This window comes from Leisingera sp. ANG-M6 (assembly GCF_000813905.1).
Classification (GTDB): Bacteria; Pseudomonadota; Alphaproteobacteria; order Rhodobacterales; family Rhodobacteraceae; genus Leisingera.
In genome coordinates this window covers 334010-348920 of sequence record NZ_JWLG01000017.1, presented here as the reverse complement: position 1 = coordinate 348920, position 14911 = coordinate 334010, and the positions used below count along the sequence as shown (strand labels likewise).

General features: G+C 59.5%; 13 protein-coding genes and 1 tRNA gene. 7 read left to right on the top strand and 7 right to left on the bottom strand.

Translation table 11 applies throughout. The features are described from left to right. The 3 genes from RA24_RS16735 to fabI all read right to left on the bottom strand — a co-directional run. A partial coding sequence (locus RA24_RS16735) for an aminotransferase class I/II-fold pyridoxal phosphate-dependent enzyme (RefSeq protein WP_039193071.1) occupies window positions 1–637 on the bottom strand: 637 nt, incomplete at its 3' end. A gap of 180 nt (window positions 638–817) precedes the next feature. Next, window positions 818–1321, bottom strand: coding sequence for a xanthine phosphoribosyltransferase (gpt, locus tag RA24_RS16730; protein WP_019297787.1), 504 nt, complete (start codon window positions 1319–1321; stop codon window positions 818–820). A 72-nt stretch (window positions 1322–1393) separates the two neighbouring features. Next, complete coding sequence (fabI, locus tag RA24_RS16725; RefSeq protein ID WP_039146008.1) at window positions 1394–2197, bottom strand: enoyl-ACP reductase FabI; 804 nt, start codon at window positions 2195–2197, stop codon at window positions 1394–1396. A 132-nt stretch (window positions 2198–2329) separates the two neighbouring features. On the opposite strand from fabI, the gene pdxH reads away from it, so the two are divergent. The 5 genes from pdxH (at window position 2330) to RA24_RS16700 (ending at window position 8580) form a co-directional block, all read left to right on the top strand. After that, a complete protein-coding gene (gene pdxH, locus RA24_RS16720) occupies window positions 2330–2935 on the top strand; it encodes a pyridoxamine 5'-phosphate oxidase (protein WP_019297789.1) in 606 nt (201 codons plus the stop codon). Between the two features lie 133 nt (window positions 2936–3068). Then, window positions 3069–3608 carry a cold-shock protein gene (locus tag RA24_RS16715; RefSeq protein WP_039193033.1) on the top strand — a complete coding sequence of 180 codons (540 nt, stop codon included), beginning with the start codon at window positions 3069–3071 and terminating at the stop codon, window positions 3606–3608. A 52-nt stretch (window positions 3609–3660) separates the two neighbouring features. Continuing rightward, window positions 3661–4092, top strand: a complete 432-nt coding sequence (locus tag RA24_RS16710; RefSeq protein ID WP_039193030.1) for a DUF192 domain-containing protein — start codon at window positions 3661–3663, stop codon at window positions 4090–4092. 43 nt (window positions 4093–4135) lie between these two features. Beyond that, window positions 4136–4212 (top strand) — tRNA-Pro (locus tag RA24_RS16705). Between the two features lie 723 nt (window positions 4213–4935). After that, window positions 4936–8580, top strand: a complete 3645-nt coding sequence (locus RA24_RS16700; protein WP_039193027.1) for a vitamin B12-dependent ribonucleotide reductase — start codon at window positions 4936–4938, stop codon at window positions 8578–8580. A gap of 324 nt (window positions 8581–8904) precedes the next feature. Here RA24_RS16700 and RA24_RS16695 read toward each other — a convergent pair whose 3' ends face one another. Both RA24_RS16695 and RA24_RS16690 read right to left on the bottom strand, forming a co-directional pair. Beyond that, the gene (locus RA24_RS16695) at window positions 8905–9768 is read right to left on the bottom strand and encodes an acyl-CoA thioesterase (protein WP_019297793.1); all 864 of its coding nucleotides are present in this window, start codon (window positions 9766–9768) and stop codon (window positions 8905–8907) included. A 54-nt stretch (window positions 9769–9822) separates the two neighbouring features. Then, on the bottom strand, window positions 9823–11034 hold the full coding sequence (locus RA24_RS16690; protein WP_039193024.1) for a serine hydrolase domain-containing protein: 1212 nt from the start codon (window positions 11032–11034) through the stop codon (window positions 9823–9825). A 273-nt stretch (window positions 11035–11307) separates the two neighbouring features. On the opposite strand from RA24_RS16690, the gene aroQ reads away from it, so the two are divergent. Next, window positions 11308–11757, top strand: a complete 450-nt coding sequence (gene aroQ / locus RA24_RS16685; protein WP_039193022.1) for a type II 3-dehydroquinate dehydratase — start codon at window positions 11308–11310, stop codon at window positions 11755–11757. Then, window positions 11754–12509, top strand: coding sequence for a LuxR family transcriptional regulator (locus RA24_RS16680; RefSeq protein ID WP_039193018.1), 756 nt, complete (start codon window positions 11754–11756; stop codon window positions 12507–12509). The genes aroQ and RA24_RS16680 overlap by 4 nt, the downstream gene beginning before the upstream one ends. A 493-nt stretch (window positions 12510–13002) precedes the next feature. On the opposite strand, the gene tsf is transcribed toward RA24_RS16680, so the two are convergent. Both tsf and rpsB read right to left on the bottom strand, forming a co-directional pair. Next, on the bottom strand, window positions 13003–13878 hold the full coding sequence (gene tsf, locus RA24_RS16675; protein WP_039193015.1) for a translation elongation factor Ts: 876 nt from the start codon (window positions 13876–13878) through the stop codon (window positions 13003–13005). A gap of 80 nt (window positions 13879–13958) precedes the next feature. Beyond that, entirely contained in the window at window positions 13959–14732 is a 774-nt protein-coding gene (gene rpsB / locus RA24_RS16670) for a 30S ribosomal protein S2 (protein WP_019297798.1), read from the bottom strand. Window positions 14733–14911 lie beyond the last annotated feature (179 nt).

The following is a 14911-nucleotide window of genomic DNA, read 5'->3' as shown; positions in this document are numbered from 1 at the left end:
GCCGGCGGCTGTCGAAGTCGCGATAGGTTTCATCTACGATCAGCGCCAAGCCGCGGCTGCGGGCGAGGCTGAAGAATGACTGGACCAGGCCGCTGGGGTATTCCACGCCGCAAGGGTTGTTGGGCGTGACCAGCACGATGGCGCGGGTGCGGTCGGTGATAAGGGCCTCAGCCGCGGCCAGATCCGGCAGCATCCCCGCGCCCACATGCAGCGGCACGGCGGTGACGCCCGCCATGTCCAGCCACATTTTGTGGTTGAAGTACCAGGGCACCGGGATGATCACCTCATCGCCCTCACCGCAAAGGGCGGCAATGGCGGCAGAAAAGGCCTGGTTGCAGCCGGAGGTGATGCCGACCTGTTCCGGCAGCACCTCCGCCTGATAGTGGCGGCACATCTGCTGCGCCAGTGCCCGGCGCAACGGGTCGTTGCCGAGGACGGGACCGTAGAGATGCGCGGAGACGTCATTCAGCGCAGCCTCCGCCAGCGCCTGGCGCAAACCTTCCGGCGGGGCCTCTGCCGGGGCGGCCTGGCTCACATTCAACAGCGGGCGGTCCGGCGGAAACTCAGCACCGGCCACCCAGCGGCGCGATTCGACGATGGGCGAGACAAAGGTGGCTTGGGTGCGGGGCAGGGGCATGGGCGGCTCCGGGCTGCAGCGAAAGTTCAGGCGCATCCTGGTGCGCGCCGGGATATGTCTGGCACGGCGCCCGTTGCGGCTCAAGCGGGAAGGGCGCACGGGTTTGCCCTAAGGCCGGTCCAACCAACGAAAAAGGCGCGCTGTGACGCGCGCCTTTGGAATTCTGCAGGCTGGACCGCTTCAATCAGTGCCGCGATAGGGTTCGACGTACTGCAGGGCCATATCCCAGGGGAAGAAGATCCAAGTGTCCTGGCTAACCTCAGTAATAAAGGTGTCCACCATCGGCCGGCCCTTGGGCTTGGCGTAGACCGTTGCGAAATGCGCCTTGGGGTACATTTGGCGCACCAGTTCCAAAGTTTTGCCACTGTCGACCAGATCGTCAATGATCAGCACGCCCTCGCCGTCACCCATCAGGGCTGCATCCGGCGCCTTCAGCACCTCGGCCTCGCCCTGGGCCTGGTGATGGTAGGAGCGGACAGAAATGGTGTCGACGGTGCGGATGTCCAGCTCGCGGCTGACGATCATCGCCGGCGCCATGCCGCCGCGGGTGATCGCCACAACGGCGCGCCAGGCGCCATCGTCGGGGCCTTGCCCGTCCAGGCGCCAGGCCAGGGCACGGCTGTCGCGGTGGATCTGGTCCCAGCTGATGTGAAAGCCTTTTTCGTGCGGCAGACGATCAGTCATTTTATGTGCTCCCCGCGGTATCGCGTCAGCTTGCCGGAGCCCGGACCGATGCCCGGGCCTCCGTGTTTTCAGTTACTTGGAGATATCCGGTGCATCCACCGCCTTCATGCCGACGACATGATAACCCGCATCCACATGCAGGTTTTCGCCGGTGACGCCGGAGCTGAGGTCGGACAACAGGTAGAGCGCGGACTTGCCCACATCGTCGATGGTCACGTTGCGGCGCAGCGGCGAGTTGTACTCGTTCCACTTCATGATGTAGCGGAAATCGCCGATACCCGATGCAGCCAGGGTCTTGATCGGGCCGGCAGAGATCGCGTTGACGCGGATTCCGTCCTTGCCCAGGTCCTCGGCCAGGTATTTGACGGAGGCCTCGAGCGCGGCCTTGGCAACACCCATCACGTTGTAATGCGGCATCACTTGCTCGGCACCGTAATAGGTCAGGGTCAGCAGCGAGCCGCCGTCCTTCATCATCTTCTCGGCGCGGTTTGCCACGGCGGTGAAGGAGAATACCGAGATGTCCATGGTCATCTGGAAGTTGCTGCGGCTGGTGTCGACGTAACGGCCGCGCAGTTCATTCTTGTCGGAGAAGCCGATGGCGTGAACGACGAAGTCCAGCTTGCCCCATTTTGCTTCCAGTTCGGCAAACAGCGCGTCGATCGATGCTTCGTCCGAGACGTCGCAAGGCAGGACAATGTTGCTGCCCAGTTGCTCTGCCAGCGGGTCGACCCGCTTCTTCAGCGCATCGCCCTGATAGGAAAAGGCAAGCTCGGCCCCGGCATCGGCGCAGGCCTTGGCAATGCCCCACGCAATGGATTTGTCGTTGGCCAGGCCCATGATGAGGCCGCGCTTACCGGCCATCAGTTGACTAGACATGCAGGTTCTCCGCCTGTGATCTGATAATTTAGCGGTGTTTATAATGCCGCGCGGGGCGCTTCAAGGGTGCTTACCCTTGTAGGCAGAAACGAAGCTGCCTAGGTTGCGTTCAAATTCCCGTTTGAGGTGCTCATGTCCGACCGCACAGGTATATTCGCAGGCGACGACCCCTTTGCCATAGCCAGGTCCTGGCTCGAAGAGGCAGAACGGTCCGAACCCAACGACCCGAACGCCATCGCGCTGGCCACGGTGGATGCGACTGGGCTGCCCAACAGCCGCATGGTGCTGCTCAAGGAAATAGAGGACGGCGCCTTTGTCTTTTATACCAACTATGAGAGCGCCAAAGCGCAGGAGCTGGATCATGCAGGCAAGGCTGCATTTGTCATGCACTGGAAATCCTTGCGCCGCCAGATCCGGGTGCGCGGAACCATCACGCGCGAGGACGGGCCGCAGGCGGATGAATACTATAGATCCCGCTCACTCAAGAGCAGGCTAGGCGCCTGGGCCTCGAAACAGTCTCAGCCGCTGGACAGCCGCGGCACGCTGATGGCGGAGGTCGCAAAAGTGACAGCGATGAAGGGACCGAATCCGGAACGGCCGCCGTTCTGGGGCGGCTACCGTCTGGTACCTTTGGAAATCGAGTTTTGGGCCGATGGCGCCTTCCGGTTGCACGACCGGTTCCGCTGGCGCCGCGATGACGCATCTGCAGCATGGAATATCAATCGCCTTAATCCCTGACAGGAATCGTCAGTTTACCTTGGGTCAAGTCGTCTTTCGTGACATTTTCAAGACTTTTTAGCTTGAATTCCAAGGTCAGTTTGGCGCATCAGGGCAGCATCAAAAAAACAAGAAACGCGGTAGGGAAAATCCAGTGGCAGAAGATCTCAGCAGCTTGCAGCAAGTTCAGGGGCTGGTGAAGTGGTTCGACCCGGCGAAAGGGTATGGCTTTGTCGTTTCCGACACTGGCGGCCCGGATATCCTTCTGCACGTGAATGTACTGCGTAATTTCGGGCAAAGCTCTGTCGCGGACGGCGCCCGGATTGAAATCGTAACGCATCAGACCGGCCGCGGCGTTCAGGCGGTTGAGGTCATCTCGATCCAGCCGCCGGAACGCGAAGACACCCCGGTGCTGAGCGACTTTGCCGAATTGGACATGGTCAGCCTGCAGAACGAACCGCTGGAGCCTGCGCGGGTCAAGTGGTTCGACAAGGGCAAGGGTTTCGGCTTTGCCAATGTGTTTGGCCGGGATGAAGATGTGTTCCTGCATGTTGAGGTTCTGCGCCAGTCCGGCTTGGCGGACCTGCAGCCGGGCGAAGCACTGGCGATGCGGGTGATTGACGGCAAGCGCGGCCGCATGGCGGTCGAAGTTCTTGCATGGGAAGCCGCATTGGCGGCCGGCAGCCAGGTCTGATCTGGTGCCGCGGCGTCTTCTTAGCTGGAGTTTCGCCGCCGCCGCATTTTCCGTGATTGCCGCCCCAGTCTTTGCCGGGGATTGCAAGCCCGGCAGGGTAGACCTGCGCGGCAGCTGGGGGCAGACCGGGTTCTCTGTTGAAATTGCCGATGACGAGCAGGAGCGCGCCCAAGGGCTGATGTTCCGCGAGTCGATGCCGCGCGGGGCAGGGATGCTGTTCGTCTATGAGCACCCCCAGCCGGCGGCGTTCTGGATGAAGAACACGCTGATCCCGCTGGACATCATTTTCCTGGATGAAAGCGGACGGGTCACTTCGGTTCATGAAAATGCCAAACCCGGCGATCTGACGCCAATCCCAGGCGGCGATGAAGTGTTTGCCGTTCTCGAAATAAACGGTGGACTGGCCCGCCGCTACGGTATCGCCCCGGGCAGTCAGATGCGGCATGAAATTTTTTCCGCCAGAGGCGCAGTTTGGCCCTGTTAGGGGTTTTCAAATCACTTCGCCGGAGATAGGAAGGCGCACGGTCCGGGGCGTGGCGCAGTCTGGTAGCGCACCTGTTTTGGGTACAGGGGGTCGTGAGTTCGAATCTCGCCGCCCCGACCACTTCTCTCCATAAAATTGCAGCGAATCTTTGCCAGGTAAAACCGCCTGAAGGATTCGGTTCCCGCTTTTGGGGAGGGCAATCGACTTGATGCAATCATGAGTGTTAATACTTCCTTAATACCCTGTTAACACTCCCTTAACCAACTGCCGCTGAACCGCATCAGTTTGTTAAGGACGCCACGGGGTCCAATGCTGCGGCGCCATGATGCTATCGGAAGATCACCGTAAAGCTGTTTGTGCATGCCACTTGCCGCCGGCCGCTCAAGGGATGTGAATCATTGCCCGAAGGAGCTGCCGTTCCGGCGCCTCTGCGACGCGGCAAGTTACTTGCTTGGCATAAGAAATCCGGGTTGCCCGCAAACTGGATTTTTACACCGCCGGACGTGGCAGCCTGTGGATGAATCAATGGCCGTCGCCGGACCCTTGAAACCGCGAATAGCGTCAACAGCAAAGATCGTTGCCAAGGGGTAAATTTAACGTTGACCCTTTGTGTGTGAATACGCCAAATTGTGGACACCGGTTGCGATGGCACTAAATCTGGTGGGTTAAGGGGCCACAGCAACAACGCTGAAGACAGCAGACAGTCCTTTGTAGAATGGCCGGCGAGGGCCGCAAGTGCGCCGTATGCGGCGTGCGCTGGGTATCTGCGTGTTGCGTGGCCGGGACATTTGGTGCGGGGGCACCGTGACACTTGACCGATGTGTGCTTGAGAAGGGGCAGAGCATGAAGATCGAACGGAAATTCACCAAACCCGGGCAGGATGCTTATGCCGATCTGGCTTTTGTCTCCGCCACCTCGGAGATCCGTAACCCGGACGGGACCATTGTTTTCCGGCTCGACAACATCGAAATCCCGTCTTCCTGGAGCCAGGTCGCAAGCGACGTCATTGCTCAGAAGTATTTCCGCAAGGCCGGTGTGCCGTCCCGGCTGAAGAAAGTCCGTGAAAAAGACGTGCCCGAGTTCCTGTGGCGCTCTGTCCCCGATAAGGGCGCGGAATTTGGCGGTGAGACGTCCTCCAAGCAGGTTTTCGACCGTCTGGCGGGCGCCTGGGCCTACTGGGGCTGGAAGGGCGGCTATTTCTCCTCCGAGGAGGATGCGCGCGCTTACTACGACGAGATGCGCTACATGCTGGCGACCCAGCGCTCGGCCCCGAACTCGCCCCAGTGGTTCAACACCGGCCTGCACTGGGCCTATGGCATCGACGGCCCGGCGCAGGGCCACCACTACGTCGACTACAAGACCGGCAAACTGACCAAGTCTGACAGCGCTTATGAACACCCTCAGCCGCATGCCTGCTTCATTCAGTCGGTCTCCGATGACCTGGTGAAGGATGGCGGTATCATGGACCTGTGGGTGCGTGAGGCGCGTCTGTTCAAATACGGCTCCGGCACCGGCACCAATTTCTCCCATCTGCGCGCCGAGGGCGAGCCGCTGTCCGGCGGCGGCAAATCCTCCGGCCTTATGGGCTTCCTCAAAATCGGCGACCGCGCAGCGGGCGCCATCAAATCAGGCGGCACAACCCGTCGGGCAGCAAAAATGGTGATCGTTGACGCCGATCACCCGGATATCGAAGACTTCATCCAGTGGAAGGTGATCGAGGAGCAGAAGGTCGCGTCCATCGTCGCGGGCTCCAAGATGCACGAGAAGATGCTGAACGGCATTTTCGAGGCGATCCGCAGCTGGGACGGGGCTGAGGCCGACGCCTACGACCCTGCGGTCAACGGCGGGCTGAAATCGGCCATCCGAGAGGCCAAGAAGGTGGCGATCCCGGAAACCTACATCAAGCGGGTGCTGGATTACGCCAAGCAGGGCCACACCTCGATCGAGTTCCCGACCTATGACACCGACTGGGATTCCGAGGCCTACAGCTCTGTCTCCGGGCAGAACTCCAACAACTCGATTCGGGTGACCAACGCCTTCCTGCATGCGGTCGAAAAAGACGCCGACTGGGAGCTGTTCAACCGCACCGACGGCAAGGTTGCCAAGGTGATCCGGGCGCGCGACCTGTGGGAGAAAGTCGGCCACGCAGCCTGGGCCTGTGCCGATCCCGGCATCCAGTTCCACGACACCGTGAACGAGTGGCACACCTGCCCGGAAGACGGTGAGATTCGCGGCTCAAACCCTTGTTCGGAATACATGTTCCTGGACGACACCGCCTGCAACCTGGCATCTCTGAACCTGCTGAGCTTCCTGAAGGATGGCCAGTTCCAGGCAGATGACTACATGCATTGCTGCCGCCTGTGGACGCTGACGCTGGAAATTTCGGTGATGATGGCGCAATTCCCGTCCAAGGAAATCGCGCAGCGCTCCTACGACTTCCGCACCCTGGGCCTGGGCTATGCCAATATCGGCGGCCTGTTGATGAACATGGGCTACAGCTATGACTCGGATGAGGGCAGGGCGCTTTGCGGTGCGCTGACCGCGCTGATGACCGGTGTGGCCTATGCGACCTCCGCCGAGATCGCATCGGAACTGGGTGCCTTCCCGGGCTACGCGAAAAACGCAGACCACATGCTGCGTGTGATCCGCAATCACCGCAATGCTGCAAAGGGCAATGCTGACGGATATGAGGCGCTGTCCGTGAAACCGGTGCCGCTGGATATCGCCAGCTGCCCTGATGCGCTGCTGACCGATCTGGCCGCCAGCGCATGGGACGAAGCACTGGAACTGGGCGAAAAGCACGGCTACCGCAACGCCCAGACCACGGTGATTGCACCGACCGGCACCATTGGCCTGGTGATGGACTGCGACACCACAGGGATCGAGCCGGATTTTGCCCTGGTGAAGTTCAAGAAGCTCGCTGGCGGCGGCTACTTCAAGATCATCAACCGTTCGGTTCCGTCGGCGCTGGAGGGTCTGGGCTACAGCTCCTCGCAGATCGAGGAAATCGTGTCTTATGCGGTGGGCCATGGCTCCATCGGCAACGCGCCGGGCATCAACCACACCTCGCTGGCAGGCCACGGTTTTGGCCCGAACGAACTGGCCAAGGTGGATGCGGCGCTGGAATCGGCCTTTGACATCCGCTTCGTGTTCAACCAGTGGACCCTGGGTGAGGATTTCTGCACCGGCGTGCTGGGCATCCCGGCAACCAAGCTGAACGATCCAACCTTCGATCTGCTGCGCCACTTGGGCTTCACCAAGAAGGACATCGAGGCGGCCAATGATCACGTCTGCGGCACCATGACCCTGGAAGGCGCACCGCATCTGCAGGAAGAACACTACGCGATCTTTGACTGCGCCAACCCGTGCGGCAAGAAAGGCAAGCGTTTCCTGAGTGTTGACAGCCATATCTGCATGATGGCAGCAGCCCAAAGCTTCATCTCCGGTGCGATCTCCAAGACCATCAATATGCCGAACTCAGCCACTATCGAGGACTGCCAGAAAGCCTATGAGCTGAGCTGGAGCCTGGGCATCAAGGCCAACGCGCTCTACCGCGACGGCTCCAAGCTGAGCCAGCCGCTGGCAGCGGCGCTGGTCGAGGATGACGACGATGCAGCCGAAGTGCTGGAAACCGGCTCCAGCCAGGAGAAGGCAGCAGTTCTGGCTGAGAAGATCGTCGAGAAAGTGGTCATCAAGGAGGTGCTGAAATCGCACCGCACCAAGATGCCGCAACGGCGCAAGGGCTATACCCAGAAGGCAGTTGTCGGCGGCCACAAGGTGTACCTGCGCACCGGTGAATATGAGGACGGCAACCTCGGCGAGATCTTCATCGACATGCACAAGGAAGGCGCAGGCTTCCGGGCGATGATGAACAACTTCGCCATCGCGGTGTCGGTCGGCCTGCAGTACGGCGTGCCGCTAGAAGAGTTTGTCGACGCTTTCACCTTCACCAAGTTTGAGCCCGCGGGCATGGTCCAGGGCAACGACTCGATCAAGAACGCGACCTCGATCCTCGACTATGTGTTCCGCGAACTGGCGGTGTCCTATCTGGACCGCACTGATCTGGCGCATGTGAAACCGGAAGGTGCCACCTTTGACGATCTGGGCCGGGGCGAGGAAGAAGGCGTGTCGAACCTGTCGGAGCTGAGCGAAAGCGCCGCGACCCGGTCGCTGGAAGTTCTGAAGCAAATTTCCTCAACCGGTTATCTGCGCAAGCGTCTGCCGCAGGATTTGGTGGTGCTGCAGGGCGGCCAAACCGACGCCGGCGTGCTGGGAACTGGAACTGATCCGGTGGCGGCGCTGCAAACCCTGGTTCCGGAGACCAGTGCAGCACCGGCGCAAAATACTAGCGGCATGGACGCGCGTACCAAGGCAAAAATGCAAGGCTATGAAGGCGAAGCCTGCGGCGAATGCGGCAATTACACGCTGGTGCGCAACGGGACCTGCATGAAATGCAACACCTGCGGGGGAACCTCCGGCTGCAGCTGAGGACCTTCGCTTGCGGCGCCGGTCTTACCCCCGACGGCGCCGCACCCAAACACTGCAGGCAGGCTGAGGGCTGCTTGTGACGACATCAGGAACGGGTGCGCCCGTTCTGAACACCGGGATGGCCCAGGTAAGAAAAAACTTTCGGGCAGTCAATGAAGGAGCCTGACCGGTGACAACTGGCTTCCTCTGGATCAGAGGGAGCCATTTTCTTTTTGGTTTCTCGTTAGGAACCGTTGCTATTCGCTGATCTGGATATCTTATAATCAGAATTATGGTAAATATGGCGGAAGACAAGACACGAAAGCCAATCACTTTCAAATAAGATCAACGCCTTATAGGCCGCAGTAAACCCTCCTGGGCAACACTGGCCACCAATTGTCCATCCTCGGAAAAGATAGAACCGCGATTGAACCCGCGAGCTTTGCCTGTAAATGGCGCGTCCATCGAATACAAATGCCAGTTCTGCAACTGCACCGGTGCATGGAACCACATTGCATGGTCCAGGCTGGCGGTCATCGCTTTCGGATTGTGAAACGTCAGCCCGTGCGGACGCATCGAGGATCCCAGCAGCCCGAAGTCCGACACATACGCCAGCAAAATGTGCTGCAGTTCAGGCCCTGCGCCCTGTGCCGCTTCCATCCGGATCCACATCTGGTTGGCATCACTGGTTTCTTCCGGTGACAAAGGATCGCGCGGCTCAACCTCCCGGATCTCAAACGGCCGTGCCCGCAGCAGTTCAGCCTGCCGCTCCGGTGCAAACCGGCTGGCGTTCCGCTTGAGGATCTCGTGCCGAGGCTCCAAACTGCCCGGCTCCGGAACATCCGGCATAGCGTGCTGAAAGTCCCAGCCGTCTTCTTCAGCATGAAACGACGCCGCAAGGTTGAGGATCTGTTTGCCGTTCTGCATAGCCACCACCCGCCGTGTGGTGAAGCTGCGGCCATCGCGGGCTGGATCGACTTCATAGATCACTGGTCTTGAAGGATCCCCGGGCCGGATGAAATATGCGTGAAGAGAGTGGCATAACCTTCCGGAAACACTGGCGTATGCTGCTGCCAGCGCCTGGGCGATCACCTGGCCGCCGTAAATGCGTGTCGGAGTTTCGCCGCCGGATCCCGACCCGCGGTAGAGATTGGTGTCCAGCGTTTCGAGGTCCAGAAGATCCAGCAGGATTTTGGCAGTATCAGACATTTACAGTGTTTTCCTTTGACCGGCCGTCATTTTGGCAGGGTTTGCGCCCGGACGCTATTCTGTGAAGGCTCCATGCACCAGCGCCTTGAGCTCTGGCCGTGACGGATAGGAGCTGGATGGCGCGAGCTGGGTCAGGAATACCACCGAGGTTTCAAGCTGCCGGTCGACCCAGAAAAAGGTCGATGCAATCCCGCCCCAGCTGAAATCACCGATGGAGCCTGGACAGCGCGCGCGCGCCGGATTGAGCACTACAGCACCGCCAAGGCCGAAGCCCATACCCTCCATCGGCTGTTCAGCGAAACTGCTTGGCCCCATTGAAGCGATGTCGCCATCAAGATGGTTTTGCATCATAAAATCAGCGGTTTGAGGGCTGATAATGAAGCCATCTCCACAGCGCCCGCGGCGGCGGAGCATCTCAGCGAATTTCATGTAATCGTCAATTGTTCCGATCAGCCCGCCGCCGCCGGAATGCATAGTTACCTGTTCAAACGGCGAACTGCCGTAGCTGTCGGTCAGGCGCAGGCTGTCACTGCCGGCATCAGCTGAATTGAGCGCCATCGCGTCACCTGCCAGCGGGGTGTAGAGAGAGGCAAAGCGGTTCCCTGCCCCTTCCGGCACCTGAAACGCGGTTTCAGTCATGCCCAACGGCTCAAAGATCTCAGCAGCCAGAAAGTCGCCCAGGGGCTTGCCGGACACAACCTCAACAACCCGGCCCAACACGTCAGTTGCCACAGAGTATTCCCAGCGGCTTCCGGGCTTGAACGCCAGCGGCAGCTCCGCCAGACGTGCCACCATGGCGGACAGCGGTCCGTGGTCCGGTTTGAACAGAAGATCCTCTTGCTCCATTGCCTCCGGCAGCAGTCCGGGGTTGAACGGATAGCTCAACCCGCTGGTATGTGTCAGCAGCTGATGCAGAGTTGGTGTCTGGCACGGTTCAGTCTGATCTAAGTCAGTTGCCCCCGGCACCAACGCCCGCATGGTGCAGAATTCCGGGAGAAAGTTGCTTACGGGGGCATCCAGGTGAAACAGGCCCTGCTCAAGAAGTTTCATAACGGCAACTGATGTCACCGGCTTGGTCATCGAATAGAGCCGCACCAGGGTATCACGCGTGAACGGCAGGTTTTCTTCGACATTGCGCTGTCCGGCTGCATGGAAATAAATTTCTTCGCTGCCGCGCCGGATCAACAAGGCGCTGCCTGGATATTTCCTTTGATCTACATAGCGCTGCTGCCAGGATCTGATCCTGTGACTGCGGTCGGATTTCATTGCTGCCCCTCTCTTCTTTGCGGCCGGCCGGCCGTCTCGGGTTCTCCGGAATATGCGCTGCCGCGCAGACAGGGTCGAGCGAAATACGTGGTAACGGTGCTGGGAGTTCGGCCAGCGGCAGCGCAAAGGCAGTCCGCCATCCAATTCACTGCAAACGTTCAACCCTAAGCTGGTTACGCCAAGTTTTTTTCCTCCAAAGACGTTTGCCTATTCGCTTTCGAAACAAATTTGTCTTAGAAGTTCAAAGGGAAAGACGGTAAGGACATAAATCTTATGGCGAGTATTCTGGTATTGAACGGACCCAATTTGAACCTGCTTGGCACCCGCCAGCCGGAAGTCTATGGTTCTGTTACTCTGGCGATGGTAGAAGACGCCTGCACCGCCCACGCGCAAAAGCTGGGGCTGGAAGTTTCCTGCCTGCAGTCAAACCATGAGGGCGCGCTGATTGACGCCATTCATGACGCAAGAGGCAAGCACCAGGGTATCATCCTGAATGCCGGAGCCTATACGCACACGTCGATAGCGCTTATGGATGCGCTGATTTCCGTGGAAATTCCGGCAGTTGAAGTTCATCTCTCCAACATTCATGCGCGCGAAGACTTCCGCCATACCTCTTACATCTCCAAGGCAGCTCTGGGGCAAATCTGCGGTTTTGGCGCCCAGGGCTACTTGCTGGCGCTGGACGCATTGGCCGCGCGTTTGAAAGAGGCCGGCACGGCATGAAGCTCCAAAAGTATCTGAATTTCCTCTGCGGCGCGCAGAGCCTGGAGGAGCTATGGCATGGGCACGTCCAGCAGATGGCGGAATATGGTTTTGACCGGCTGATCTATGGATACACCCGCTATAAAACTGAAACTTCGCTTGGCGATCCGGACGACTTTGTCATCCTGTCGAACCACAACAGCGCGTATCTTGAGGGTTTTTTGCACAAGGGGCTTTATTTTCACGCGCCGATGCTTCGCTGGGCGCTGGAGAATGAAGGCGCCGGCAGCTGGCGGATTGTGCAAGAAATGGCCGCCAATGGAACGCTGGGGCCTGAAGCCCGAAAGGTGCATGCGTTCAATCAGGAACTGGACATGACGGCTGGCTATACTGTCAGCTTCTATTCCACTTCCCCGCGCTATAAGGGGGCAATTTCGCTGGCGGCGCGGCCGGGCCTTTCTCAGGATCAGGTGGATGCCCTGTGGCAGGAGCTGGGCGAAGATATCGTGCTGATGAACAACGTTGCGCACCTGAAGATCCTCACTCTGCCCTATACGGCCCCGAACCGGAGCCTGACCAAGCGGCAACGGGAGGTGCTGCAATGGGTTGGCGACGGCAAAACTACTCAGGATATTGCCCTGCTGATGGGGCTGACCCCTGCAACAATTGAAAAACACCTGCGGCTCGCCAGGGAATCCCTTTCTGTGGAGACCACTGCGCAAGCAGTTCTGAAGGCAGCCTTGCATAACCAGATGTATGTGATGGACACCTGAACCTGGCAGGCGAGCACACTGGGCACGGCCCAAACTTCACGGGCTATTTATCTGGATCTTCTTCCAAAATTTGGTTTCAGTAAAACGCTTTAGCGTGGCTGCCTCCGGCTGAAATGTCCACACGACGCCAATTAGCGTCAAGAAGTATGGTATTCAGTACTACCGTTAAAGGATAATTCATTGCAATTTGCACATGTTCCGTGAGTGGTGGCTTTGGCCAAGGAACTTTGGGTATTGAACCTTGCGATTACAGGGCTCTCCTACCTGATCGGGGGCAGGCACGTATAGATCCGTGTCCTGCCCCGATATCTGAGGGGTCCTGCCCATCCCCATCAGCGGGGCCCCTCGCACCTTCTCCCGGACCAACAGACCAGACCAGACCAGACCATTACTGGCGCGTCCCGACGCGCGCTGCCAGGCTCAGCCATTGCACCAGGCACAAAAAAACCGGCAGGAGTTCCTGCCGGTTTCTATTTTCAGACTGGAAGGCTGATCAGCCCTGAGCTGCCTTTGCAACTTCGGCTGCGAAGTCTTCCTTCTCAACTTCGATGCCTTCGCCGACTTCAACCCGGACAAAGCCGGTGATGGTGGCGCCAGCTTCCTTGGCGGCGGCTTCGACGGTCAGGTCCGGGTTCACCACGAACTGCTGGTTCAGCAGAGTGGATTCCGCCACGAATTTCTTCATGCGGCCTTCGATCATCTTTTCGATCACCTGCTCCGGCTTGCCGGATTCACGTGCGATGTCGATCTGAACCTGCTTTTCCTTCTCAACGATGGAAGCATCCAGGTCAGCTTCGGACAGCGCAGCCGGGTTCACAGCTGCGATATGCATCGCAACCTGCTTGCCGATGGCTTCGTCGCCGCCGTTCATCGCAACCAGAACACCGATCTTGCCCATGCCTGCGGTGGCCGCGTTGTGGACGTAGGACACAACGGTCTCGCCTTCCAGCGCTTCCATGCGGCGCAGAGACATGTTTTCGCCGATGGTGGCGATCTTGTCGGTCAGAGTGTCGGCAACGGTCTTGCCGCCCAGATCTGCTGCGGCCAGACCTTCGATGTCTGCAGCGCCCAGAGCTGCGGTGGCGATTTTGCCAACCATTTCCTGGAACTCGCCGTTTTTCGCAACGAAGTCGGTTTCGGAGTTCACTTCAACAGCAACACCTTTGCCGCCTTCGACGACAACGGCCACCAGGCCTTCTGCGGCGGTGCGGCCGGATTTCTTGGCGGCTTTCGCCAGGCCTTTGGTGCGCAGCCAGTCAACAGCGGCTTCCATGTTGCCGTCGTTTTCGACCAGCGCTTTCTTCGCGTCCATCATGCCTGCGCCGGTGGATTCGCGCAGTTCTTTCACCATTGCTGCAGTGATTGCCATCTCTTGGCTCTCCTCAATTCAAAAACAGATTTGGGGCAGGTGATACCCTGCCCCGCATGTCAGTTCCGTGACAGGACGGATCAGGCTTCGGCTGCTGCTTCTTCAGCAACGGCTTCTTCTGCCGGTGCTTCTTCCAGCGCGCCCAGGTCAACGCCTGCAGCGCCCAGCTGAGCCGACATGCCGTCCAGAGCGGCGCGGGCAACCAGGTCGCAGTACAGCGAGATGGCGCGCGAAGCGTCGTCGTTGCCCGGGATGATGTAGTCCACGCCATCGGGGGAGCAGTTGGTGTCGACAACAGCCACAACCGGGATGCCCAGTTTCTTGGCTTCGGCGATGGCCAGTGCTTCTTTTTTCACGTCGATGACGAACAGCAGGTCCGGCACACCGCCCATTTCGCGGATGCCGCCCAGGGAGGCCTGCAGCTTCTCCTGGTCGCGTTCCATGCCCAGACGCTCTTTCTTGGTCAGGCCTTCGGCGCCGCCAGCCATCTTCTCGTCGATTTCCTTCAGGCGGTTGATCGACTGGGAAACGGTTTTCCAGTTGGTCAGGGTGCCGCCGAGCCAGCGGTGGTTCATGAAGTACTGAGCAGACTTCTCAGCAGCTTCGGCAATCGGTGCAGCTGCCTGGCGCTTGGTGCCGACGAACAGGATGCGGCCGCCTTTGGCAACGGTGTCACGGACGACTTGCAGCGCCTGGTCCAGCATCGGAACAGTCTGGGTCAGGTCCATGATGTGGATGCCGTTGCGCGCGCCGTAGATGAAGGGCGACATGCGCGGGTTCCAGCGCTGAGTCTGGTGGCCGAAGTGAACGCCAGCTTCCAGCAGCTGACGCATGGTGAACTCAGGAAGAGCCATGCTATTATATCCTTTCCGGTTTCTATCCTCGGCGGGGGTTCAGAGCGGATGCTCCAACCGGGGGTCCGTCAGGGATGTCTCCCCTGATCAGGCCAAACCCCGCCTGCGGGTTCGTAGGCGCGCCTATAGATCAGAAACCGCCAGCTGGCAAGAGGCGTCCCGCAGAAATCGGCGCCCTG

What these genes read in the sequence shown, in the direction of transcription:
- RA24_RS16700 (WP_039193027.1), top strand. Translation starts at nt 4,936, where the DNA reads ATGAAGATCGAACGGAAATTCACCAAACCCGGGCAGGATGCTTATGCC.
- RA24_RS16690 (WP_039193024.1), bottom strand. Translation starts at nt 11,034, where the DNA reads ATGAAATCCGACCGCAGTCACAGGATCAGATCCTGGCAGCAGCGCTAT.
- RA24_RS16680 (WP_039193018.1), top strand. Translation starts at nt 11,754, where the DNA reads ATGAAGCTCCAAAAGTATCTGAATTTCCTCTGCGGCGCGCAGAGCCTG.
- aroQ (WP_039193022.1), top strand. Translation starts at nt 11,308, where the DNA reads ATGGCGAGTATTCTGGTATTGAACGGACCCAATTTGAACCTGCTTGGC.
- tsf (WP_039193015.1), bottom strand. Translation starts at nt 13,878, where the DNA reads ATGGCAATCACTGCAGCAATGGTGAAAGAACTGCGCGAATCCACCGGC.
- gpt (WP_019297787.1), bottom strand. Translation starts at nt 1,321, where the DNA reads ATGACTGATCGTCTGCCGCACGAAAAAGGCTTTCACATCAGCTGGGAC.
- fabI (WP_039146008.1), bottom strand. Translation starts at nt 2,197, where the DNA reads ATGTCTAGTCAACTGATGGCCGGTAAGCGCGGCCTCATCATGGGCCTG.
- pdxH (WP_019297789.1), top strand. Translation starts at nt 2,330, where the DNA reads ATGTCCGACCGCACAGGTATATTCGCAGGCGACGACCCCTTTGCCATA.
- RA24_RS16695 (WP_019297793.1), bottom strand. Translation starts at nt 9,768, where the DNA reads ATGTCTGATACTGCCAAAATCCTGCTGGATCTTCTGGACCTCGAAACG.
- rpsB (WP_019297798.1), bottom strand. Translation starts at nt 14,732, where the DNA reads ATGGCTCTTCCTGAGTTCACCATGCGTCAGCTGCTGGAAGCTGGCGTT.